The sequence below is a fragment of the Flavobacterium anhuiense genome (genome assembly GCF_004151235.1).
Taxonomy (GTDB): Bacteria; Bacteroidota; Bacteroidia; order Flavobacteriales; family Flavobacteriaceae; genus Flavobacterium; species Flavobacterium anhuiense_A.
This window is the reverse complement of the sequence record NZ_JUIV01000018.1, coordinates 1-25,470: the sequence shown is the minus strand read 5'-3', so window position 1 is coordinate 25,470 and position 25,470 is coordinate 1. Positions and strand designations below refer to the sequence as shown.

General features: G+C 33.9%; 14 protein-coding genes. 1 reads left to right on the top strand and 13 read right to left on the bottom strand.

Annotated elements, in window-relative coordinates; all coding sequences use genetic code 11:
• Positions 1 to 5 precede the first annotated feature (5 nt).
• The 13 genes from NU08_RS17950 to NU08_RS17890 all read right to left on the bottom strand — a co-directional run bounded on the left by NU08_RS17950 (position 6) and on the right by NU08_RS17890 (position 22,188).
• On the bottom strand, positions 6 to 1,430 hold the full coding sequence (locus tag NU08_RS17950; protein ID WP_129748486.1) for a glycoside hydrolase family 30 protein: 1,425 nt from the start codon (positions 1,428 to 1,430) through the stop codon (positions 6 to 8).
• Between the two features lie 2 nt (positions 1,431 to 1,432).
• A complete protein-coding gene (locus NU08_RS17945) occupies positions 1,433 to 2,272 on the bottom strand; it encodes an endonuclease/exonuclease/phosphatase family protein (RefSeq protein ID WP_129748485.1) in 840 nt (279 codons plus the stop codon).
• Positions 2,273 to 2,344: 72 nt separating this feature from the next.
• Positions 2,345 to 3,421 carry a glycoside hydrolase family 16 protein gene (locus tag NU08_RS17940; RefSeq protein ID WP_129748484.1) on the bottom strand — a complete coding sequence of 359 codons (1,077 nt, stop codon included), beginning with the start codon at positions 3,419 to 3,421 and terminating at the stop codon, positions 2,345 to 2,347.
• Positions 3,422 to 3,480: 59 nt separating this feature from the next.
• Entirely contained in the window at positions 3,481 to 5,226 is a 1,746-nt protein-coding gene (locus tag NU08_RS17935; RefSeq protein ID WP_165352480.1) for a cellulase family glycosylhydrolase, read from the bottom strand.
• A gap of 16 nt (positions 5,227 to 5,242) precedes the next feature.
• Entirely contained in the window at positions 5,243 to 6,712 is a 1,470-nt protein-coding gene (locus NU08_RS17930) for a glycoside hydrolase family 30 protein (RefSeq protein ID WP_129748482.1), read from the bottom strand.
• Between the two features lie 28 nt (positions 6,713 to 6,740).
• Positions 6,741 to 8,192, bottom strand: a complete 1,452-nt coding sequence (locus NU08_RS17925) for a glycoside hydrolase family 30 protein (RefSeq protein WP_129748481.1) — start codon at positions 8,190 to 8,192, stop codon at positions 6,741 to 6,743.
• 91 nt (positions 8,193 to 8,283) lie between these two features.
• On the bottom strand, positions 8,284 to 9,738 hold the full coding sequence (locus NU08_RS17920) for a glycoside hydrolase family 30 protein (protein WP_129748480.1): 1,455 nt from the start codon (positions 9,736 to 9,738) through the stop codon (positions 8,284 to 8,286).
• 146 nt (positions 9,739 to 9,884) lie between these two features.
• Complete coding sequence (locus NU08_RS17915) at positions 9,885 to 10,769, bottom strand: hypothetical protein (protein WP_129748479.1); 885 nt, start codon at positions 10,767 to 10,769, stop codon at positions 9,885 to 9,887.
• 19 nt (positions 10,770 to 10,788) lie between these two features.
• The gene (locus tag NU08_RS17910) at positions 10,789 to 12,297 is read right to left on the bottom strand and encodes a RagB/SusD family nutrient uptake outer membrane protein (protein WP_129748478.1); all 1,509 of its coding nucleotides are present in this window, start codon (positions 12,295 to 12,297) and stop codon (positions 10,789 to 10,791) included.
• Positions 12,298 to 12,308: 11 nt separating this feature from the next.
• On the bottom strand, positions 12,309 to 15,431 hold the full coding sequence (locus NU08_RS17905; protein WP_129748477.1) for a SusC/RagA family TonB-linked outer membrane protein: 3,123 nt from the start codon (positions 15,429 to 15,431) through the stop codon (positions 12,309 to 12,311).
• Between the two features lie 993 nt (positions 15,432 to 16,424).
• Positions 16,425 to 17,213, bottom strand: coding sequence for a hypothetical protein (locus tag NU08_RS17900; protein WP_129748476.1), 789 nt, complete (start codon positions 17,211 to 17,213; stop codon positions 16,425 to 16,427).
• A gap of 27 nt (positions 17,214 to 17,240) precedes the next feature.
• Positions 17,241 to 18,947: a RagB/SusD family nutrient uptake outer membrane protein gene (locus tag NU08_RS17895; protein WP_129748475.1), complete on the bottom strand. Its 1,707-nt coding sequence runs from the start codon at positions 18,945 to 18,947 to the stop codon at positions 17,241 to 17,243.
• A 16-nt stretch (positions 18,948 to 18,963) separates the two neighbouring features.
• Positions 18,964 to 22,188, bottom strand: coding sequence for a SusC/RagA family TonB-linked outer membrane protein (locus NU08_RS17890; protein WP_129748474.1), 3,225 nt, complete (start codon positions 22,186 to 22,188; stop codon positions 18,964 to 18,966).
• Positions 22,189 to 22,533: 345 nt separating this feature from the next.
• On the opposite strand from NU08_RS17890, the gene NU08_RS17885 reads away from it, so the two are divergent.
• Positions 22,534 to 25,413 carry a triple tyrosine motif-containing protein gene (locus tag NU08_RS17885; RefSeq protein ID WP_129748473.1) on the top strand — a complete coding sequence of 960 codons (2,880 nt, stop codon included), beginning with the start codon at positions 22,534 to 22,536 and terminating at the stop codon, positions 25,411 to 25,413.
• Positions 25,414 to 25,470: the final 57 nt, after the last annotated feature.

The following is a 25,470-nucleotide window of genomic DNA, read 5'->3' as shown; positions in this document are numbered from 1 at the left end:
AGTTTTTACCAAACGAAAGTAGCAACTGCACCTGCGTTTAGTGTGGTTGTGGTTTGTTTTTGGTTGTATTTGATATTAAATGTTTCTGCCGAAGCTCCATCATTTTCTACAATTAAAACGGTTTGTCCTGATGGAGTTTTGAAAGCCACATTATATAAGTTTGCTGCAATATTACTTCCAATTCTTACCGAACCCTCTGGAACAAATTTAGAAGCATGTCCAATAATATAATATCCTACTTCTCTTTTGATGTTCTGATTTTGGTCAATCATCAAAGCTCCTTTACAAGTCGAACAACCTCCTGGCGTAAAAGGTTTGTAGAACTCATCATTTGCCAATCCCCATGAAAGTGCATTTTTACTCCAGTTTCTCATTGAACCGATTACTACATTTTTCACGCTCCATTTTAGGTCTGTTTCAAAGTTAGTTCCCGATCCTGTATATTGTTCGGTAAAATACAAATCTTTATTTGGAAATTCGTTATGAACAGTAGTCAAAGCGCTAATGTCTCCTTCGTATAAGTGAAAAGCTGATCCTGTTACAAACGGATTTGCTTTTGGATCTCTTAAAATCGTCAAAGGATATTCTGGCTTATTACAGTTGTGATCGTAAACAATAATTTTGGTTTTGATTCCTGCTTTCGCGAAAGCGGGACCTAAATGATTCCCAATAAAATCTGCCTGCTGTTCTGCCAACATTAACATACTTGGATTGTTTCCTGGATGTAATGGCTCATTTTGAGGTGTAATGGCATCAATAACAATTCCGTGCGATTTCATAGCTTGAATATATTTTACAAAATACTGAGCGTAAACTCCATAGTATTGTGGCTTTAAACTTCCGCCTTTTGAGCTTCCGTTGTCTTTCATCCAAACTGGAGGCGACCACGGAGAACCCATTATTTTTATTTTAGGATTTATAGCCAAAATCTCTTTTAAAACCGGAATTACATCGTTTAAATCTGGACCAAGATTAAAATGTTCCAAATTCATATCGGTTTGTCCTTCTGGCATATCATCATACGAAAAAACTTTTTCATTCAAATCTGATGCTCCAATACTTATTCTTAAATAACTTAGACCAATTGCATTGTCTTTTCTTGAAAATAATTCCTGAAGTAACGCTTCTCTTTTTGCCTTATCTAATTTTTTGATAGCCTGAGCGCTTCCTCCTGTTAACGAGAATCCAAAACCTTCTATGGTTTGAAATTTCTCAGCTGGATTTACTTCAATAGTCTGATTTGAATTTGTCTCTGAACTAAAAACTAAATCAGTTTGTTTTTTAAGTTTTGAAGTTTCATCTGTAGTAGTAACCCAAGATTCTACTTTTCCAGAATTGGCAGTAATACTTTTTGAAGATCCACAGTTTAACTGCATCGCAAGTAATGGCAGCAAAACTAGGATTTGAAGTTTTTTGTTGATGTTTTTCATTTTTAATCTATTTCTATTAAAACAGGCAAATGATCTGATGGATATTTTAAATCTTTAGAATCACTTAACACTGCGTGTTTTTGAACTTTTAAACCACTATTTTTTGAAATAAAAATATAGTCTAATAATAAGGTTACGGGTTCGTTGTGTTTAAAATCATTGAAAGTTCCAGAAGGTCCGAAAGGTTTTTCTATTGAAACATCTTTGGTATCATCCATTACTTTTTTGATTTCTCCAATTTGCGGTGTATTTGGTTCAGAATTGAAATCACCCATTAAAAAAGCGGGATAATTTTTAGTGTTAAGTTCTTTCATTTTAGAAAGAACAAGCTGTACGCCTTTTACCCTTGCTTCTTCTCCCATATGATCTAAATGCAAATTGAAAACCCAAAATATTTTTTTCGTTTTTAAATCTTTAAAAAGTCCGTAAGTGCAAACTCTGTTGCAGGCTGCATCCCAACCTCTTGAAACTACGTTTGGAGTTTCAGACAGCCAGAAAGTGTTAGATTGTTCGACTTTAAAACGATCTTTCTTATAGTAAATCGTACAAGCTTCTCCCAATCCGCCTTCTTCTCTTCCTATTCCAAATCTGTTATAATTTGGCAGAGCCGATGCAATATCTAAAACTTGATTTGGCGTTGCTTCCTGAACTCCGAAAATTTCTGGACTATAAAACCCAATTTGAGATGTGAAATAATCCTTTCGTTTTGGCCATGCATTTTCTCCATCTGAAGCAACATCCAAACGGATATTATAAGTCATAATTTTTAAATTCTGACCATAAAATGAGTTCACGGCTAAAAGCAGCATTACTGCAAAAACAAGTTTGTTTATCTTTTTCATGTTAAAAAATTTTAATCTTGTAAAGCTAGTGTTTACGAGGCTTTAAAGAAAAAAATCTATTTAAAAGTTATGTTAATTATACACTCTTACGTAATCAATTTCATAAGTTGCACTTTTGAAATTTGGATCTACAGTTCCTCCAAAATTTCCTCCCATTGCTAAATTTAGAATCACAAAAAATTTCGCATTAAATGGAGTTGTGCTTGAGTTTTTATAAGTGTAAAATAAATTATCGTCTACATAAAATTTGATGTTTTCGGCATCCCATTCGGCAGCATAAATATGAAACTCGGTTGTAGAACTTGGCACTGTTGTCGTTTTGGTATCTGGTGTATTTCCTGAACGCCCTGGAGAATGCAGTGATGAATGAATCACATTTGGATTATTCCCAACTGATTCTAAAATGTCTATTTCTCCGCATGCTGGCCAGCCTACAGTACCAATATTGTCTCCTAACAGCCAAAAAGCTGGCCAAGTACCACCGCCAACTGGCAATTTTGCGCGAACTTCTGCTCTTCCATATTTAAAAGAAAATTTGCCTTTTGTCAGCATTCTGGTAGAAGTGTATTGGCTTCCTTGGTAAGCTTCTTTGATTGCTGTGATTTTCAAAAGACCTTCTTCGATTTTTACATTTTCAGAGCGGTTTGTATAATATTGTAATTCGTTATTTCCAAAACCGTTTCCATTTCCTAAATCATAACCCCATTTTGAAGAATCTGGTGCTCCATCTATATTAAATTCGTCTGCCCAGATTATTTTTCTAGCTACAAAAATATTAACAGATGTTGAAGTACTTATAAATTTTGTTCCATTGTATGCAGAAACAATAATAGGATAATTTACAGTTCCTGATGCTGTAAACTCATAACTTAGGGTGCCAGTGGTTAGCTCTTTAAGTTCATTATTTATCAATACTTTATATGATTGTGCATTTGTAGCATTGATTGTTAATTTGATTTTTCCGCTTCCGTCTCCATTTGGCATTTCAGCAGTTTTTCCTACCACATCAATCTGAACAGAAAGATTTGCTGGTACATCGCTTGCGGGAGAATCTCCACCTGAATCATTATTACTGCTACAAGATTGAAATGCAAACAATAGAACTAAAGTAAATTCTCCAACTCTATTTACGAGATTGATTATTTTCATCTTTTACTATTTAAATGGTTTAGTTAATAAATTGAATATCAAGATAAATATTATTCCTTCTACTTTTTATTTTTGTTCACAAAAAAGTCAAAATAGTTCAGATTAAAACCTCCTTTTTCAAATACAGCTTTTACTTTATTTGAACCTGATTTCAATACAACATTAGATAAAACAACTGTTTTCCATTTATCATTCCCTCCAGTTGAAGGAAGTGAAATCACTGCTGATTTTGTTCCCCCTTCAGTTTCTAGATACAATTTTCCTTCTGCTTTTTCGCTCGAATAGCGAATGGCAACATTGTAAGTTCCTTCTTTTGCATCGACAGTGTACTGAAGCCATTCTCCGTCTTCGATAAATGAAACTTGATAACCGTTTGAGTCTTTATCCTTGCATGGCAAAATATCAACGCCATCATTTCTCATGCTATTACCGCGATTCCATTGCTCGTCTTTCCCAGTTACCGATCTATAATTTATAAAATCAGTATCAGAATAGGCTTTCTCGTTGGTTCCCAAATCGTAATGCGTTGCCGCAATTTTGCCAGGAACTGCGTTCTTCTTGTATGGTTTTGTATCGTCTGTCTGCACTTGTCTAAACATAGCATCTATTACATCTGGCTTAACAGTTACATTTTCCATTTTGTAATTGTCTGCTATTTTCATCAAGGTCTTTTTTGCAAATTCTGGCGATGGCTTTTGTCCGCCATCTTTCCAATATTTCAATAAAACATCATATTCTGGAATTTTAGTAACAGAAGTTACCCCAGCAATATTGTCTATTTTTTTCATTGGCCAAAATGCCCATCCAATGTTGTTTGTTTCAACCAAAGTCAAAGCATCTTTAAACCAAACATTAGAATTTTCTCCGCTTTCTCCCATCCAAATTGGCACATTGTATTTTTCTCTGTAGCCCAACATCTGTTCGATCGAAGCTTTGTCAGTATAATTCCAATATTTGTGAAAACTTAAAGCTAGATTGTCATCCCAAAGAGGAAAAATTCCGTTGTAGTTATTTCCCCAGCAGTTTCCTTCAATAAAAATTAAATGATTTGTATCGACTTCGCGAATGGCTTTTGTAACCGCAACCATTAAATCTCTTAAAGGTCCGTTTGAATTTTCGTCGCAGCCATTTTTGTTTAATCCTGTAAAATTCCAGTTTGGTTCATTTATAATATCATAAGCGCCAATCCAAGGATTATCGCGGTAACGAGAAGCTAATTTCTTCCATAAAGCAATCATTTTTTTCTGATTGGCCTCGCTTTGCCAAAGCGCTGGTTTTGTAGTATCAAAATCTGAAATTGCGGCATCATTTCCTTGTCCGCCTGGAGCAGCGTGCAAATCTAGAATAAGGTATATTTTATTTTCCGCACACCATTTCAGCAAATTGTCTGTCATGGTAAAACCTTCTTCGATCCAAGTGATTTCACCGCTTTTTTCTTGCTCGATTGGTGGAGTATAAAGATTGTAATGCATTGGAAGACGAATAGAATTAAATCCCCATTTTGCCAAAGAATCGATATCTCGTTTTGTGATTCCGTTTGCTTTATAGGCTGCGTAGAATTCTTTTGTTCCCTCTTCGCCAATTACATCTTGTATTTTTTGTCGAATTTGATATTGCGGACTGGCAAATGGCTGGGTCTTCAACATATAGCCTTCCTGCACCATCCATCCGCCAAGGCCTAAACCTCTTAAAAGAACATTTTTGCCATTACCATCAACAATTTTTTGTCCGTCTCTGTGCAAGAAACCTTGTCCGAAAGAAGCAATCGAAATGAGAAGCTGTGCTGCTAAAATTATTTTTTTCATACGAATGGTTCTAAATTTATTTCCAAGTATAAGTCCCAACTGAACCTGCATCAAGCGAAGTTGTTACCCATTTTCCATTAAATTTAATGTTGAAAGTTTCTGTTGCAGAGCCATCATTTTCAACAATCAGGACTTTAGAACCAGAAGGCGTGATAAAAGCAACATTTTGCAAACTTCCGCCAGAATTGCTTTCAATTCTAGTAGATCCCATTGGGACAAATTTTGAAGCATGTGCAATAATATAATATGCTACATTACGCTCAAAACTATTGCCTGAAGTTATAGTTATAGCACCTTTACACATGTTGCAGCCTCCATCTGTGTGAGGACCAAAACTTGCATTATTTGCTAGATTCCACTCTAATGCATTTTTACTGTAATTTCTCATTGAGCCGATAATTACATTTCGAAGATGCCATTTTAAATCGCCTTCAAACTGCCCTTGTGATGAAGTCCATTGCTCTGTAAAATAAACATTTTTGGCTGGATACGAATTGTAAACATTAAGTAAAGCTGTGATGTCACCAGCATATAAATGGAACGCAGATCCATCAACATAAGGATAAGCGTCTGCATCTGCTAAAATGGTTTTTGGATAATTTGGATTATCGCAATTGTGATCGTAAGCTATAATTTTCACGTTTAGATTTGCTGTTTTAAAAGCCGGCCCTAAACTATTTTTAATAAAATTGGCCTGATCTGTAGCAGACATATACATACTCGGATTGTTTCCGTCATGCAAAGGTTCGTTTTGAGGAGTTACAGCATCGATTGTAATTCCCTCAGCTTTCATCTGCTGAATGTATTTTACAAAATATTTAGCATAAACATTATAATATTCAGTTTTCAGTTTTCCACCTTTAAAACTAGCAACATCTTTCATCCAAATAGGCGCCGACCAAGGCGTTGCCAAAATTAAAATCTTCGGATTAATTGCCAGAATTTCTTTCAGCATGGCAATTAAATTTTTATCTTTTTCTAAACTAAATTTATCTAGATTTAAATCTGTTTCTCCTGTCGCAAGATCATTATAAGTAAAAGGCGTTGCATTTAAATCTGAAGCTCCAATACTGATTCTGATATAACTTACTCCTATTGAGTTTTCTCCATTCCCGAATAATTCTTGTAAAAGAGCAGTTCTTTTTGTTGCGTTTAATTGGTTTATAACGTCTACGCTTCCTCCTGTCAATGTATATCCAAAACCGTCAACGGTCTGATATTTTTGAGCGGCATTCACTTCAATATTAGCATAAGCATTTGCCGTTGTGCCAAATCCTAATTTTTCAGTTTGTTTTTCTAACAATGCACTTTGATTTCCTTTTGTCAACCAGAAATCAACATCATTTGCAACTACTACTGGAGGTGTTACTGGTGGATCTACAGGCGGATTTTCTACAGGATCACTTGAAGAAGAACATTTTACCTGAGCCATTACGACTGCCATGAAGAAAAACGCTTTTATGGTATTCTTTAAATTAAATTTCATTTTTTGTGGTTTTAAGTTAGTTCAAAAATTAGTATACAATAGTCTGTATAGCATGTGCCGGAATAGTAATTGTCGTTTTTCCTGTTTGATTTTCTAAAGAATAAACAACTTCTTTTTCAGATTTATTCATTACTACAGTAATCAATTGTCCGTCAGAATTTTTAAAAGAAGTACTCAATAAAGATTTATCGCTTATGGTTTCAAGCACTCTTTTTGCGTTTGGTCTAATGAATTTTGAGAAATGCCCAATATAATAATACATTGGAGTATAAATTAATTCATCTTTTGTTGTATCAGCATGGATTGGCGCAAAACAAAAATTCCCAACATGATTTGGGCCTCCGTTCTGGTCCAATAGAATATTCCAGTCTGTCCAACCAACTGTTCCGTTATTAAAATCATGAATCATATTGATTCCGTAACGCTCTGCATTTCCCCAGAATTGATATTTTGAAGCATCAAATTTTTCGATACAGCCTTCTGTAAAAAGCAGTTTTTTGTTTGGAAATGCTTCATGAACTTTTGCTACCGATTCAAATTGAGGCGGGCCTCCGTTCCATGTTTCATACCAGTGAAATCCAATTCCCCAAGCATATTTAGAAACTTCGGGATCCGAGAAAACAAGGTTTGCTCTTTTAGTTAGCATTTCTCCTCGGTTATGATCCCAGATAATGACATTTTTAGAAGCAAGCCCTTCTTTTTCTAAAGTTGGACCAAGATGATTTTTAAGAAAATCTCTTTCTGCTTCTGGAGTATAGATGCAAGATTCCCATCTTTGTTTGGCCATTGGTTCGTTTTGAACTGTCATTCCCCAGATTGGAATTCCTTCTTTTTCGTATTCTTTTATGAATTTGGCATAATACAGTGCCCAAGCAGATGCAAATTCAGGCAATAAAACGCCGCCGTGCAAAATATCATTATTGTCTTTCATGAAAGCTGGGGGACTCCATGGGCTAACAAATAATGTTAATTTCCCGCCGGCTGTTTCAATTGCTCTTTTGATTAAAGGAATTCTATATTTTCTATCGTGATCTATGTTGAAAGTTTTTAGTTCTTTGTCTCCTTCAGAAACATAAGTATAACTGTCACTGCTGAAATCACAGCTGTGAATGTTTGTTCTTGCCAAAGTATATCCGATACCTTTATTTTTATCGTAATAAGCATTTAAGAATTCCTGCTGTTTTTTTGGCGATAATTTTGCAAAAACTTCTGCGCTTGCATCTGTAATTGCTCCTCCGATTCCCAGGAAGGTCTGGTCAGTTTTTTCGGGATTTACAGTAATAGATACTGTTGATGTTTTTTGTTGTGTAGTGTTGTTTTTTGAAATTAAATCATTTGATAGTGACAATTTCAATTTGGTATTTTCGGCAGTAGTATAAACCTTTATTTTATTATTTTTTTGAGCCGTTATTTTTGAGGTAAAACAGCTTAATTGCATTAAGACAAAGGCTGATAGAAATATTTGAGAGGTAACTTTCATGTTGCTTAAATAATCGTTTTAAAATTAAAAGCAAGAGAAGACTAAAATGGATGATTCAAATTAGTCCTCTTCATTACTTTACTACAAAATATTAATAAACAAGTGTTTGTATAGCATGCGGCGGAATTTTTACTTCTGCCTTTTTATCTCCAATAATTAAATTGTAGGTAAGGTCGTTTGCTGATTGGTTCATGACAATAGTTGCCATAGTTCCGTCAGCATTTAAAAAAGAGGTACTCAATAAAGCGCTTTTGCTTACTGCTGTACTTACTCGAGTAGCATTTAGACGGATAAACTTTGAAAAGTGCCCGATGTAATAATAAGATGGCGTGTAGATTAATTCTCCTGTTGTTGTATCTGCATGAATTGGTGCAAAACAGAAATTTCCAACATGATTAGGTCCTCCAAATTGGTCTAAAAGAATATTCCAATCTGTCCAAGCAACTGTTCCGTTATTAAAATCATGAATCATGTTAGTTCCGTAACGTTCTGCATTGCCCCAAAATTGATATTTTGTTGCATCAAATTTTTCGATACAGCCTTCAGTAAACATTAGTTTTTTATCTGGATAAGCTTCATTTACTTTTCCTACGTTATCAAACATTGGTGCTCCTCCTGACCAAGTTTCGTACCAATGGAATCCCATTCCCCAAACATATTTTGATGCTTCTGGATCAGAGTAAATTACGTTAGCACGATAATTCATTAAATCACGGTTGTGATCCCAAACAATGATTTTTTTATCACCAAGATTTTCTTTTTTCAAAGTTGGCCCAAGATAATTTTTGATAAAATCTCTTTCGGCTTCAGCTGTGTAAATGCAAGATTCCCAAGTTTGAACAGCCATTGGCTCATTTTGTGTCGAAGTTCCCCAAATCGGAATTCCTTCTTTTTCGTAGGCTTTAATAAATTTTACATAAAAGTTTGCCCAAGTCTGATAGTATTCAGGAAGCAGAGTACCGCCTTTTAATACATTCTTGTTACTTTTCATAAAAGCATTTGGCGACCAAGGAGCAGCGTAAGTCATCAATTTTCCACCTGCTTTCTGTATAGCTTGCTTTATTAAAGGAATACGAAATTGCCTATCATGATCAATAGAAAAAGTCTTCAAATCTTTGTCTCCTTCTTCGATATAAGAATAGCTTCCACTGCTAAAATCAGAACTTTGAATTGTGGTCCTTAGCAAAGAATAGCCTATTCCTTTTTGTTTATCGTAATAAGCATCTAAAAATTCTGCTTGTTTTTCTTTTGAAAGTTTGGCAAATATTTCGGCGCTAGCATCTGTAATAGCTCCACCGATTCCCATAAAAGTCTGAAACTTTTTAGATGGTTCCACAAAAACAGAAGTTTCTGTTTCTAAGGGTTGTTTTGCAGCAGAAAAAATCAAATTATCTGTAGTGGTTAATCTCAACTTTGAGTTTTCCGCGGTGGTATAAACGGTTATTTTTTTGCCGTTGGTTGTAAACTCTTTTTTTGTTTTTGGCTGTTGCGCAAATGCTGCAGCAGCAAACAAAAGGCATAAAATTTTTAGGCTATTTTTTTTCATTCGCTTCCAATTATTATGTTTTTAAATTGAAGTTTAGAAGAAATCAAAATAGAGTTCTACCTATGAAGGATTTAAAAAATAGCCCATACTCATAATGATTATGGGCTATTTACAACCAAACTTAAACTTAAACTTAACTTAACTTTTTATTTTCCTCTGAACTCAATTTTCGTAACTGTGATTCCGTCTTTAGTGAAAGTATTGCCGCCAGAACGGATAAGTAAATAGACTTTTCCGCTTTCACTGAATTTCACAACATTTGAAACTGTACCTGTTTTGTCATTTTTGACGCAGCCAACTTTAGAAAGCATTCCAGAGAATCCTGATTTTGCACAACCATCCCAAGTACTTAATCCCATAACTTTGTTGTCTTTGTACTCAACTCCAGATTGTGGAACTGATTTGCCAGCATAAACTTCAAACCAAGTTTCATCAGAGCCACTAGTAGAAGAAACTTTCATATCTATCGTATACTCTTTATCCTTTATAACATCAATTGCTTGATAAATCCCTTCCTGTGCCCATCCTCCTGGAGAGTGAATAGTTGCACTGTTATTAGCAAATGACCAGAATGCGGCACCTGTAGAACTAAGATTTAAAACTGTCCATTTTGCTTGATCTGCAACAGTTGCAAAAGTTCCCCCTTGCACTAAATTTCCTTTTAATGGATCTGATGTAGCAACTACAACATCTTGTGATTTTGTAGCTGTCGCACCTCCAGCACCAATTGCAGTATGCACAATTGTATACGTTCCAGCATCTGGTAAAGAAATTTCTTCTTCCATTTTACCTGAATAAGTACCTGCTCCTATATCCCATAATGATTTTAAAACTCCTTTTGGCTGAGCCACCAATTTATAAGTATTTACTTTTCCTTCAACTGGTGTAACTGTAAAAGATGCATCGACATTATCATTGGTTAATCCGTTATTCTCAACGGAATCTTCAGGTTGACAGCTAGTTAAGCTTAATACTGTCGCCATAAAAAACAACGCTAAAAGACCTTGTTTTTTTATTAAATTTATTTTCATATGATATTGTATTAACTAATTAGTAATTAGGATTTTGAACTAACTGAGTATTCTCTAGGTCTTTTTGAGGAATAGGCCAAACCTCATTTTTACCAGCAACGAACCCACTAGAAGCAAGAACAGTTGCCGCTTTTCCAGTTCTAACTAAATCGAACCAACGGTGTCCTTCTCCTGCCAATTCTAGCCTTCTCTCGTTAGCGATTGCATCTAATGATACTGGTACAGAAGCCAATCCAACTCTTGCACGTACAGCATCTAATAAAGCTTGTGCCCTAGCCCCAGTTCCTCCTAATGCTTCTGCTTCCATCAAATAAGTATCTGCTAAACGAATTGCATAAGTATCTTGTTTGTAATTTAAGGCTGCAGCTCCTCCTCCTGTAGATGTATCTGAGTTTAAAGGCATAAATTTCTTTAAGAAATATCCTGTATCCTGATCTCCAGTAGAATATTCTGCTCCTCCTGCTTTTAAGGCTAGCATATCCATAATTGTGGCATCAAAACGAGGATCTCCTTTTAAAGCATCATATAAGCTCTTAGTAACTGGATTAAAACTCCATCCTGAAATATAATCTGGTGCAGACGAATTAGTTCCTCTAGTATACCCCCTTGGTCCAACCATAATATTTACTGAGTTTCCTTCGTCAGCGCCTCCGCCCCAGAATCCCCAATCTGCATTACTTTTATCTGTATGCATGATTTCGATAATAGCTTCTGAGTTAAATTTGTTACTTATTACCCATAAATCTGAGAATTTAGTCAACAACTTGTAACCATACATGCTAGTTCCTCCAGGCGTACCATTTACATCTGCAAATTCAGCAGCTGCTAATGAGTTTTTACCTTCGTACAAATAAACTTTACCTAATAGCGCTTGCACTGCTCCTTTTGAAAGACGACCACCTTCTGTTGGAACATCAACTTTACTAGGAAGTACTGCTTTTGCTTCTATTAAGTCTTTTTCTATCTGTGCATAAATTTCTTCTGGAGCAACTTGAGTAACTTTATACCCTTCCGCTGGCGAAATTGGAGTCAGAATTAATGGTAAATTTCTAAATGTTCTTACTAACTCAAAATAGAAATATCCTCTCAATGCTTTTGCTTCTGCTGCAAAACGCGCTTTTTTCGTATCTGGCATATCCACATCTGGCAATTTTACCAATAAAATATTTGCTCTGGCTATTCCCTGAAAAAAATCACCCCAATAACTTCTTGGCATATTTATTTTGTCAAGTGTATAATTATCAAAAGCATGTATACCAGCGCCATCACCAGGCCCTCCTCCTCCGGCATAGAAATCATCTGAACCAGCATTTAGCATAGTGATCATGTTTTCAAAACCTTTAGATTGTTTACCCATAATATCATAAACAGCAACCAGCGCAGAAAATGCTTCTGCTTCATTTTTATAATAATTATCTACTAAGGGAAGTCCTTTAGGTTCAACTGTTAAAAAATCTTCACCACAAGAAGAGCTAAGAAGCAAAAGTCCAACAGCAATGAATGAATATTTTATATTTTTAATTTTCATAATCTTTAATTTTAAAATTGTAAATTAACCCCTACCATAATAGTTCTAGCTTGTGGATAATAACCTTTATCAATACCCATAACTCCTCCACCAATTTCTGGATCATAACCAGAGTATCTTGTAAATGTCAATAAATTTTCACCTGTTAAATAAAGCCTAGTTTTTGAAAGACCCGCTTTTGACACAACATCACTTGGAAGATTATAACCAATTTGAACTGTTTTAATTCTCCAGTAATCCCCATCTTCTAAATAAAAATCTGATGGTCTTGAGAAGTTTTTATTGTTATCAACAGTTGATAAAATTGGATATGAATTAGTTGATCCTTCTCCAGTCCAACGGCCTAAAGCAGAAGTCTGGTAGTTAGCATCTGTAATATCTAGACGACGTAATCCTTGGAAAATTTTGTTTCCAATCGCTCCTTGAGTAAAGATTAACAAATCAAAGTTTTTATAATCTAAATTAACTGTGAAACCATATGTGTATTTTGGAAGTGGACTTCCGATGAAAGTTTTATCATCATCTGTAATTGTACCATCTCCATTAAGATCCTGCCATCTGAAATCTCCTGGTCTTGCACCTGGTTGAATTAAACCACCTGAAGCATTTGTGTAAGCATTGATTTCTGCTTGATTTTGAAAAATCCCTTGAGTTTTAAATCCGTAAAAAGAGTTGTAAGATTGTCCTACTTGTGTTCTTGTTACTGCACCCATATTTTGGAAAGTAGCATCTCCAGAAATAAACTGAATATCTTTTCCTAAGTTAGTTACTTCATTTTCTAAATAAGAAATGTTTCCACTAATGTTTAAACCAACCTTACCAATTTTTTTACGATAAGAAAGTTCTAAATCAACCCCTTTGTTATCCATGTCAGCAACATTTGCAGAAGGTCTTCCAGTACTACCAACGTGACCAGGTAAATCAATATCCTGTAAAATACCTGTAGATTTTTTAATATAAAAATCTGTCGTTAATGATAAGTCATTGAAGAAAGTAACATCAAAAGCAACGTTTGCTTGGCTAGTTTCCTCCCATTTCAAGTCTGGATTTGCTGGCGCATTTGGACTATTACCAACAACTACTGAACCTTGATTTCCAATAGTATAATTTCGTCCCGCACCAATAGTTGCTAAATATTTGAAATCTCCAATAGCATCACTACCTGTAATTCCATATCCTCCTCTAAACTTTAATTGCGTTACTACCTTATTTTCTGGCCAGAAGTTTTCTTTAGTTGGTACCCATCCTAATGAGAATGAAGGAAAAGTTCCATATTTGTAATTTTGACCAAAACGAGAGGAACCATCACGACGTACAATACCTGTAAATAAATATTTCTCTTTGTAATCATAATTAGCTCTTGCAAATAATGACGTTACTTTATGCTCATAACCATTGTAAGCAGAAGCTGTAATGTCGTCCTGCGGATGATCGGTCGGGAAAGTAGCCTCATCAAAATTAGTATAAGGTACATTAAAATAGGTTACTGTAGAACCCGATGTGATATTATCCACATAAGCTCCTTGTCCTATTAAAACTGAAAAGTTGTGATCTGCAATTTGCTTTGCATATGAAACAGTGTTTTCAATGTTCCATCCAAAACCTTTATTAGTATTTCTACTCAAATTATTTTTTGCATTAATAGTAGAAGAGTTAAAATAATATTGTGGAGTAAAACTTTCTGAGCCCCAATATGACAATTTACCCCCTAATGTAGTTCTAAATTTTAAACCTTTAATCGCTTCTACTTCTAAGTAAGCATTACCTACAAAATTATCTGCCCATCCATAATTACCTAATCTAGTTTGAATGTATGCTAAAGGGTTACTCATTTCCTGAACTACCTTTTGAGAAATTCCGTAAGGATTTCCATTTACATCTCTTAAAACATAATCCAAAGTATATGGTGATTGATTTGCAACAGCTGGATCTGTAACAATCGCCGGTGTAATTGGATCTAAATTGATAGCAGAACTTAATGGCCCTCCATATTCATTATTTGTATTTCCAATACCAACCGTTTTTTCGTGAGAGTAACCTAAAGTTTGACCAAAAGTTAATCCTTTTACAATTTTATGTGTTGAGTTTAAACGGATGTTTTTTCTATTGTAGTTAGAAATTGGAGTAGCTACAATACCTTCCTGATCTAATAAACCAAAAGAAACGTAGAAAGTAGATACATCATTTCCTCCTGATAAACTTAATTCATGACCTGTTCTTTGAGCGTTATCATTGAAGATTGTTTTTTGCCAATCTGTCCCTGCTCCATAAGAAGATACGTTTTTGTATGGAAGATCGTACGGTTTAGAAGTATCTGTATAACCATTTGCATATCTTTCATTCATTATAGTTGCATACTCAGTAGCATTTAACAAATCAAGTTTTCTTGCTGCTGCAGAAAATCCAGTGTACCCATTATAGTTTACACTCATTTTTCCAGATTTACCTTTTTTAGTTGTGATAAGGATAACCCCAGCTGCTGCTCTAGCACCATAGATCGCTTGAGACGCTGCATCTTTTAAAACCTCCATAGAAGCAATATCCGACTGATTCAAATAACCAATCCCTCCTGAATCTACAATTACACCATCAACAACCCATAAAGGCTCATTGTTACCAAAAGAAGTAATACCCCTTACACGTATTGTAGAAGAAGACCCTGGCTGTCCTGCATTTGCTGCGATGGTAACTCCAGAAACCCTACCTTGAAGAGATTGTTCAACCCTTGTTATTGGTAAATCTTCTAAATCTGATGCTTTCACACTAGAAATTGCTCCAGTTACAACAGATTTCTTTTGAGTACCGTATCCAACAACAACAACCTCATTTAAAGATTGTGATTCTGGTTTTAATTGAACTGTAATTTTTGTTCTTCCGTTTATAGCTTCAGTTACTGTAGCATAACCAATAAACGTAATTGTTAATGATCCGTTTGAAGGCGCTTGAATCTGGAATTTCCCGTCAAAGTCTGATGCAGTAGATTTTGTAGTACCTTTTAATAAAATTGTTGCACCTGGAACAGGCATACCGCTTTCATCATTAATTATTCCATTTACTGTGACATCCTGAGCCACAGCTATAACCGAGAATAACAAAGATGAAATACAAAAAACAAGTAATTTTGTTAATTTCATTTTTCTAAAAATTTTGGTTAATTAATTAGTAATTTGATGCAATACTAAAATTAAATTTTCACTTTTCACATCTTAAAGTCACTACAAAAACACATCAAATTGAAAAAAATAATATTATAAAAACACATCAAAAAAATCATAATTATTTGATTATTAAATAATTAAAAAAATAAAAAATAGTACTAAAGAAAAGTTAATTTAAAAAAATAACACTACACTATATTTCTGTACGAAAAGTTTATTAAAAATTATTAAAACTACAACGTGATAGTAGTACTAACCAACACATAAACAACTATAATATAGACAATTACAATAACATTAAGCTCAATTTTAACAAAAATCAAAAAATAGAGAATATCATATTTTTACCTTACTTTTTTTACATTATTGATAATATTTTTTATCGAAAGAAAAATCTTATTTTTGATAAATTTATAAGAAATATTTTACTTTTGTAGCGATTTATAAATAAAAAATTGAAAATATTCACCTCAAAAAATGGAGAAAAAAGTCAGTTTTGATGCAAATAATGAAGTTATGTTCACTTTCTATCAGATTCTAAATTTCAAGACCTACCAGAAGATTGATAAACTTATAATACAAGAGAAGAAACAATTTCTAATAATCATTCAAGAGAGATAGCAAAATGATCCTGCTTACTTCCCAAATTCTTTAGTATTGCTCTACACGAAAAGAATATAGAATTGTATCAGAATACAGTGCAGAAATTGAATTAGAGCAAAGCTTTTACCTCTACATTCTCTCTTTATAGGCATATTTTACAGTATATTTAACTATTTCAACTATAACAAAAAATAGCCCATAATCGAGATTATGGGCTACCCAGGCAATAAACTTAACTTAAACTAACCATAGTTTAAATCTTCAAAATACACTTACGTTTTATTCGTAACGAAGCATAAGATGTTTGAAATTCGAAAAAGGAATCTTTTAGTCTTCCTTTTTCGAAATAACTAACACAAAATATTATTATTCAGGTTTGAAAACAAACGTCCAACCTGTTCCATATGTTTCACTATTACTTAAATAAAGAATCATTTTGTCTTCTTCAAGACTTACGATAGTATAAACACCATCAGCATTTCCTGCAGCTGAACCTAACATTTTTGAATTTATGATAGTCAACTGTTTATTTTTGATATCCAGTTTAAAGCTTCCTTTTGTCGGTGTAGCACTTGCTGTTTCATAATGGTTGTAATTTGCTGCTCCATCTAGATCAAAATGCATTTTCCCTAATGCATCACTTGGAGGACAACAATCCCCAGCATTCCACCAAGCTGTCATAGCACTTTCAGCACTTCCATTTGGAGACATAAACCACCAGAATCTTCCAGAACCTTGCGTACCATCAAAAACCCACGTTTTACCAGCTGCCGTATTAGTTCCAACTAAATCATACCAGTCTTGCTCTAAAGGAGTGTCTAACTGATCAATTTGAACATCAATCGTCTTAGTAAAAAATTCAGCACCTAGAGTTCCAACAAAAGTAAATGTCGCTTTTCCTGGAATAGGATAAACAAACGTTACTTCATTTGTTAGCGCTTTATCTAAACCATAATCCCAATATCCAGTCACACCTGGAGTTGTCATATTAAGAGTGATCTTATTTCCACCTGGCGTACTTTGAGTAGCTACTAATTCAACTCCAGCAACGTCAGTAGAATTCGTTAAATGCTGTTCATCTACTATTGGGTCACATGCTGAAAAAGTCAACGTAAAAAGAGCCAAAAGAAGATATAATATTTTATTGATTTTCATATTTATCTATATTAATATTGTTAAATTTTACCACCCTGGATTTTGTGCATAAACTCCATTTGATAGTCTAAGTTCTGTTTCAGGCATAGAAACCAAACCTTTAGTCTCTGGTCTATATTTTACGCTGTAATTTGCTGCAGTACCTGAATTTCTAACTGGAATCATGCTATTGTACGCATTGTCAACATCTCCCCAACGAATTAAATCAAACCAGTGCAATCCTTCGAAAGCAAATTCATGCAAACGCTCTGCTTTAATGTTTTCAAGTGAATATCCAACTGGATCCAGTTTTGCTCTTGCTCTAACTGCATTTAATCCTGCTGCTGTTTTAGTAATCTCAGAATGCATCAATAATACATCTGCGTAACGCATAAAGATAAAATCTTGCGCATGCATTAATTGCATATCAGTATTAGACCAGTTGTACAATTGAACAAACATTCCGACAGTAGTTCCACCTGCATTAGGGTATTGTAGAGAAATATATTTTTTATTGAAATATCCTGTCTCATGATCTCCTTTATCTTGCGCGTAACCAGCTGTTCCTTGATCTGCTTTACCTACTTCAAGTATAGAGCCTCTTTTTCTTGGATCGCGTTCTTCCCAGTTACTGTATAAACTTGGATTTACTGTACACCAGCCCCATCCTTCTCCAAATGGCACTAATGAATTACCGCGTAATGCAGAGAACAGACATAATCTATTAGTATAAATATTACCATTTGTCCAAGACCAATCTCCAAAAGAGAAACGCTGAACAAACATTGTCTCATAATTTCCAGTTCCAAATGTTGGACTAACACCATCTTGTCCTACCCATGACAAACCTTCTGTTGCAGCCCATGGCAAAACATTATTTCCAGAAGCTTTATTAACATAAGAGTAAGGCCAAAGATTTCTAAAATCAGGAACCAGAGCATGTCCACTATTAGTCATACAGTCAGTTAAATAACTTGCTACTTGTGTTGCATTCAAAGATCCTCCTTCTGCCAAAGGCAATTCCTCAGTAGCTTGTTTCTCCATATTTGTCATATAACCTGTGTAAAAGAGAAATACACGTCCTAAATACGCTTCTGCAACCCATTTATTAGCATGACCATATCTAGATGTTGGAATACTTGGAAATGGCGTGGCTGGCATTATTTCTATTGCCTTTTTTAAATCTGATGCAATCTGTGCAAATGTTTCAGTATAAGTATTTCTTGGCCCATCTTTTTTCCCATCAATAGTTATGATTAATGGAACTCCTCCAAAAAACTTAGCTAATCTGAAGTAGAAAAATGCTCTCATAAAATAAGCCTCTCCAATTGCTTGTTGCTTAAATTGATCAGCTTCAGCAGGAGTATTAAAATAAGTGCTAAAATCTGCAAGAGGCGTTTTCTCTATAATTGCATTTGTTCTCGCAATACCTCTATAAGACTGAACCCACATATCTAAATAGGTATCATCTACAGGATCTTCAAAATTATCAACCCATTTAGCTGTTTTATCATCAGGACCTCCTCCTCCTAACATCATATTATCCATAAGATTGGCTGCAATCTGCTCCTCACTATGCACATTATTTGTATAAATAGCGTTATAAACTCCAGCAGTTGCTTCTTCAATATCTTGAGGTGTCTTATAAAAATTCTCTAAACTCTTTTCTGTCAAATTATCAGTATCAAGATAATCATCACAGCTCGCTACAATAAATACAGCCGAAATCGCTACTAAATATTTTATTTTTTTCATTGTAATTGTATTTATATTAAAAATCAGCACTTAAACCAAACATCACCGTTCTAGCTTGTGGATACAAACCTAAATCAATTCCTGAAGCCCAAGGAGCATTTGTATTATCTCCTGACCAACGAACTTCTGGATCCATACCATCATATTTAGTAAATGTATATAGGTTATTTACTGCAACATAAAATTTAAGATTTGAGATGAACTTGAAATCTTTAAATATTTCGTTGAAATTATAACCTAACGTTAAGTTGTTTATTCTCAAATAATCTGCATTTTGCATATAAATATCTGACACATAATTGCTGTTTCTATTTGAAGTGGCACTTAATCTAGGCATTTTAGTAGATGTACCTTCTCCATGCCAACGATCAAAAACATCAGAAGTATAATTTTGAGCAGGACTATCCGCAAAAGATCTATATGACTGCATAACTTGCATACCAAATTTACCAGCCATAGTAGTGTTCAAGTAAACATTTTTGTATTCAAAATTTAACTGAATCCCTAATTCAAAATCTGGATTTGGATTCCCTAGGTAAACTTTATCGCTTTCGTCGATAACACCGTCATTATTTTGGTCAACAAAACGAACATCACCAGGACGTTGATCGCTAAAATAAGGTTGTCCATTTGGACCAACATATTCACTAACTTCTTGTTGATTTTGCAAAATTCCTGCTGTTTTAAAGCCGTAGAAATAACCTAATGGGTAACCTACCTTACCTCTTGAGATTTCTCCTGTTCCTTGAGACAATACGTTAGAAGGACCATGTAATATTCCGTCAGCATTTGCAATTCTAGTAACTTTATTTTTATTGAATGCACCACTTACAGTAGCTCCATATTTAAAGCCTCCAATTTTATCATTCCAATTTACAGAAAACTCAAAACCTTTGTTTTCGATATCTCCACCATTAAAATAAGGAGGTGCAGCTCCATCTGTTCCTCTTCCTGCTGCTAGAACTAACCAGTCTTTAGTAGTTTTATTATACCAATCTAAAGTCACATTTAATCTTGAATCAAAAAAACTTGCATCAAGACCAAAATCTAATTGCTCTGATGTTTCCCAAGTTAAATCTGGATTTGTTACTCTAGCTGGATAAGCTGTAGTTCCAGAAATTGGTTTTGTATCTCCAAAAAAGTATCCAGGAAAAACATACGCAATATTTGAAGAGTAATAAAAGTTAGGAATATCTTGGTTACCATTTTGCCCCCAGCTTCCTCTCAATTTTAATGAATTAAGCCATTTTGAAGAGCTATCCATAAAATCTTCTTTTGTAACTACCCAACCTGCAGAAACAGAAGGGAAATACCCCCATCTTTTGCCTTCAGCAAAGTTAGAAGAACCATCGGCACGTATTGTTGCTGAAAGAAGGTATTTTTCTTTATAATCGTATTGTGCTCTAGCAAAATAAGACATAATACCACCTCCACCAGCTGAAGTGTCCATTCCATTAGTTCCAATATCATTAATTGTTTTTGGAGCTGTGTTGTTTAAGTAAGCATATTGCGGATCTTCACCAAATGTTAAATTGTTTCTAGAACCACTAACATTGTTGTTCACCAAATATTGAATTAACTCAGTTCCTGCAACAGCAGAAATATTATGATTTCCAAATTGTTTTTTATAAGAAACCGTATTTGTCCAAGTTGAATTAGCTCCAATATAAGAATACTGAGATGCACCATTGATATAATCTTGATAAAGCACACCCAAATTATATGTTGGGTTCATAGATCTACCATATCCAAACCAAGAATCAATACCATAAACCGTTCTAAATTTCAAATCTTTAATCGGTTCAATTTCTAAGAAGGCATTTCCTGTAATTCTATTATCTTTTGGATAATTATAATTACTTCTATAAAACATTACCGCTAAAGGATTTGTTTGGCCTGTAGAAATACCATCTAAAGTTGGAGTAAAACCAAATTTATCAATATTTCTGTCAATTGAAGTCTGCCAATAAGCTGGCTGTAATGGATTTGCAGTTAATGCGTTATGCAAATCATTGCCATAAATATTACCATTAGAAACCCCTCTATTTTGAGAATTAGTGTAAGTAACATTTTCTCCTACAGTAATGATGCTATGGCTATCATTCTTTTTAAGAACCATTTGAGTATTTAATCTTGCTGTAAGTCTTTTAAAACCTGCATCTACTAAATCTCCACCAATAATACCATCTTGCTCGAAGTAAGAAACTCCAAAAGCGTAAGTTATGTCCTCGCTACCCCCAGTGATGTTAAGAGAGTGATTCATGATCGGAGCATCTTTTTTACTCATTTCATTAATCCAGTTTGTACCTGTCCATCCATTTTGTAATTTCTGCCAAATCTCATTTCCTAATTGAGTACCAGCGCCAGGAAATTGAGTGTTTAACCATGAATTATTAGTCAAAAGTTTTTGCCAATCTTGACGAGGCAACCCATCATTTACTCTTCCTTCATCCATAATGTACATATACTCTTGCGCATTCAAAGGATCTAAGTTTTTATAGATATTTTGAATACCAAAATAACTGTCATAAGTAATTCTTGCAGCTCTACCTTTTTTACCTTTTACTGTCGTAACCAATACAACTCCATTAGCTGCTCTAGATCCATATATAGCTGCAGAAGCCGCATCTTTTAATACATCAATAGATTCAATATCTGAAGGGCTCAAATAATCAATATTACCAACAGAAATACCATCAACAATGTACAACGGATTTGAGTTTCCATTCGTACCCAATCCACGAATAGTTACCTTAGTACCAGCCCCAGGTGAGCCATTTGTTCTTGTAATACTAATACCGGGAGCAATACCTTGAAGTGCCTCCATAGCAGATCCTGTATTTAACTCCTTAATCGTTTCTCCTTTAAGATTTGTTGAAGCACCAGTAATGAGACCTTTTTTCTGAGTACCATAACCTACTACGACAACTTCATTCAAGTTTTGAGATGTTGCAGTAAGAAGCACATTCATCTTTGTCCTTCCATTAATAGCCTCATTTAGTGTATTAAAACCAACGAAACTAATAACTAATACCCCATTTGAAGGAGCGCTGATCTGAAATTTCCCATCGAAGTCAGATGCAGTTGCTTTATTGGTTCCCTTTACTAAAACCGTCGCTCCTGGGACGGGCAATCCACTTTCATCATTAATGGTTCCATTTACTGTCACATCCTGAGCAAATGCAACAGCTGAAAACAGCAAAGACGAAATACAAAAAATAAATAATTTTGTTAATTTCATTTTTCTAAAAATTTTGGTTAATTAATTAGTAATTTGATGCAATTATAATGTTAAATTTTAATAAGCATTCTATTAAAATTCTTTACAAAAACACTTCAAACTAAATTTTAACACACTACAAAAACACAACATTTATTACCTAATTATTTAATTTACAACAATTTAATTTTGAAAAAAAAATGTTACAAAAATGTTAATTAAAAAAAACGTATATTACATTGCTTTAACAGCAAGTAATACGCTATAAATTAAAAATAATTTAAAAAACACGATTTATTTTGTTTGATAAATCAACAATCTAAAATCAAAATAAAGCATTTATAATAAAAATATATTTAAAATTTTATGAAATCCGTAGTTAGATCCTTCACATTATTTTTGCTATTTTTCTTACAAACAAAAAGTTTTTCTCAGGTAAAAAATATAGGAATTCCAGATATAAAAAATTATAAAAGATCAGAATATAAAGGTGGTACTCAAAACTGGAGTATAGATCAGGATAAAAATGGAAACATTTATTTCGCAAACAATAGCGGTCTGATCCAATTTGACGGTTCAAATTGGCATAAGTATTCTTTGCCCAACAAATCTGAGATTAGAAGCCTGAAAATCGATGCTTTAGGAAGAATATTTGTAGGCGGAAATAACGAATTCGGATATTTTAAAACCGATGAAAAAGGTATTTTAAAATATCATTCTTTATATAATTTATTAAGTCCGATAGATAAGGAAAACATTAATCTCATCTGGAGGATACACATTTTTAATGGCGAAATTATCTTTCAATCCTTTAGCAAAGTATTTTTTCTAAAAAATGAAAAAGTTACTACACTTACTGCTCCCCATAAATTTCAGTTTTCATTCTTAGTAAACAATCGTCTATATTTTCAGGATAAAACATTAGGTGTGCTTGAATACAAAAACAGAAAGCTCACCGCAATAAAAGGCACTACTGTTTTTAACGATAAGGAGATATGGTCTCTTTTTCCATTATCAAATAACAGATTGTTATATGCTACTTTAGAAAAAGGGCTTTTCGTGTCAGAAAATGGCATTATCAAGCCATGGGCAACTGAGGCTAACGAATTTATTAAGAAAAACACATCTCTAGGAGGAGCTATCATCAAAAACAAGTTTATAATACTTAATTCGGTATTAGACGGTGCGATTATTTGTGATTTGAACGGAAAAATAATTCAGCATCTAAATCGTCAAAAAGGCATCCAAAACAATACTATTTTAGCATCTTTTGTTGACAAGAAAAGCAATATCTGGCTTGGACTCGACAATGGTATTACTTTTATAAATGAAAACTCGCCTTTTTCTTATTTTGATTACAGTTATAACATCGGGACAGTATACGCATCAACAACGCATAATGGAAATCTTTATGTGGCTACAAACCAAGGATTATTCTATCACGCTTGGGGAGGCTCATTTAAAGATAGTCCGTTTACAAGAGTTGAAGGAACAATTTCGCAAGTTTGGAATATTCAAGTTTTAAATAATGTCTTAATATGCGCTAGTAATAGTGGAGCGTTAATTATTGAAAACAACAGAGTTTCGAAAATACTTGACAATAAAGGTTATTTCGGGTTTAAAAAAATACCGGATCATGAAAACTATATAATAGGCGAAAGTTATAACGGATTTTCAGTTTTCAAGAGGTCCGCAACTGGATACGACTACTTACATCAAGTGAAGGGTTTTGATGAAACAACTAACAATTTTTCTGTAGAAATAGATGCAAACTATTTATGGCTTAAGAAAAACCCTTTTCTGTATCAAGTAAAATTGTCTGAAGATTTACAAAGGTTTGATTTCATCAAAAAACACGTCAATATATCAGAAAAATTTAAAGGAATTAACAGCCTTCAAAACATTAACGGCAAAGTATATTTTCAAGTAAAAAATCATTTTTACAGGTATTCTGTCGAGCAAGAAGCATTTTTTGAAGATAAAAAAATCACCAATTTATTCAACGGAATCCCAACCATCAACACTTTAATTGAAGATTCAGCCGGAAATCTCTGGTATGCGTTTAATGAATCGCTTGGTGTATTAGTAAAAAATAAAAACGGGACTTTTACTAAGAAACAGGCCATATTCTCCAACTTAACAGGGAATTTGGTAAACAATTATATTTCTGTAAATGCCATAGATCCTCAAAACATCTTTATAGGATTAACAGATCGTTTGGCGCATTATAATTCGACTATTCCAAACACTTTTATGACAAAACCTAAAGCTTTTATTGAAAGCTTTACCAACCCTGGAGACACCATTTTAACTGGAAATCTAACTAGTAAACTAGAATCATACAGCATACCTTACAAACACAATCGCGTCAAATTTACCTTTGCGTCGCCAACTTACGAAAATCAAGAAAATGTAATGTATTCTTATAAATTGGAACCTTTTGAAGAAAATTGGCGCGGCTGGTCATCTACAGCCATAAAAGAATATACCAATTTGAGAGAAGGCAATTATGTAATGAAATTAAGAGCACGAAACAGTTATGGTATCGAATCGAATATTACTGAAGTTGAATTTACAGTATCTCCTCCTTGGTACAGACACTTTTTGGCTTATTTATTTTACTTGGTACTCATCTTATTGGGCGCGTATTTAATTTCCGTTAGAATTAAATTAAAGATTAGAAAAAATAGGTATTATGAAACTATAGAACAAAGAAGATTGTATCTCGAAAAAGAATCTAAAATTAGACATGAACAACATGACTTGGAGAAAGAAATTGAGAAGCTTAAAAACGACAAACTTCAAATCAAGATCCTTGCAAAAGATAAAGAACTAGTAAACAACTCCTTACAGGTAGTAAAAAAGAACAAAGTTTTAAACGGAATTATTCATAAACTGAAAGATATTGATACTGGAATATTAGATGAAAACACTAAAGCTGAGTTTAGCAAACTTCATAAAAGTATAGTAAAAGAAGTAAATACTGACAAGAGTTGGAAAGACTTGGAAAAACACATTAAAAACGTTCATTTCGAATTTCTGAAGCGACTAAAAGGACAGTATCCGACTATTTCACCTAGAGAATTGGATTTATCGACTTATTTATTAATGAATATGTCTACAAAAGAAATAGCCGAAATTATGAACATTTCGACAGGTGGGGTTGAGTTGGCCCGTTACCGTTTAAGAAAGAAATTAGGATTAAACAAAAAAGAAAACCTAATTGGATTTTTAATGAGCATATAAAAACAAAGCCATTCAAATATAGACTGCACCCAAAAGTTTAGACAAATTTAAAATTAA